General features: G+C 54.8%; 1 protein-coding gene and 1 pseudogene. Both read right to left on the bottom strand.

The annotated features are described in order from the left end of the window. Positions 1-400: pseudogene (locus JE47_RS0120190) on the bottom strand (transposase); the annotation flags it as partial. 3 nt (positions 401-403) lie between these two features. After that, positions 404-947: restriction endonuclease subunit S (locus JE47_RS0120185; protein WP_031461461.1), on the bottom strand; the 544-nt coding region annotated here is incomplete at its 5' end.

The raw sequence follows: 947 nt of genomic DNA, 5'->3' as shown, positions 1-947 counted from the left end.
CGGCGCCCATCGTTCCGGCATTGGGGACGGCGCCCATCGTCCCGGCATCGGGGACGGGCACGAGGCCCGTCCCTACGATTGTTACCGCCGTTGGGGCAACCCTTGTGGTTGCCCCGTCATCGGTGGCGGGGTTGGTGATGACGACAATACCGTGCACGTGGTTGGGCATGACGACAAACGCATCCAACACCACATGGGGGAATCGTTCCGGCAACATGTTCCATTCGGCCAACACCATACGGCCGGCATCATTCAACCGCATTTCCCCATTCACCACCTTGCCGAATAGACAGGCTCGGTCTTGTGTGCAGATGGTGATGAAATAGGCCCCCGCCTGCGAATAATCGTACCCTTTCAGGCGGATGGATCGGCGATGGTGACGGTTTGGGTCATACGGCATAGGTCAATCCTCCGATTTTGGCAATTTATCAGCATCCGGAGCAGAATCGCAACTCCGCTCTCCCCCTACGATATGGGGGACGCGAATGCGCCCGCTCATCAACGCATGTAGCAAGGTCTTGAACAGCTCCTCCAGCGCAGCCCGGCGCGCCTGCTCAGCAGCAATTTTAGCATCTACCGCCTGCAACATGCGGGCGATCTCGCGCTGCTCGTCGAGCGGAGGGAGGGGAACAAGAGAGTTCTCTAAATCAGGTCGTTGTAGGCTTGGAATCGTCGTTTTCGCATGCTCACCTGATAGTGGATTGAGCAGAAACCAACCATAAATAAATCGCACATCTACTGTTGTATGGGACTTCCATTCCAGATAGAAAGTTGTATCAGATGGCCAAGACGGTGTCTCAGAAAGCCAAACCTGACCGGCCGTTCCTTTTCTACCGATGATAAGAGTTGCAAAATCAACAGCCGCCTCTGCAGTCCAACCATAAATTCCACCAGAACCGATGACAGGGATATTTCCATGTTCATTAATGGGTTTGGCTTTGCCATAC

The organism is Chloroflexus sp. MS-G, from assembly GCF_000735195.1.
Classification (GTDB): Bacteria; Chloroflexota; Chloroflexia; order Chloroflexales; family Chloroflexaceae; genus Chloroflexus.
This window is presented reverse-complemented; position numbering and strand designations above follow the sequence as displayed.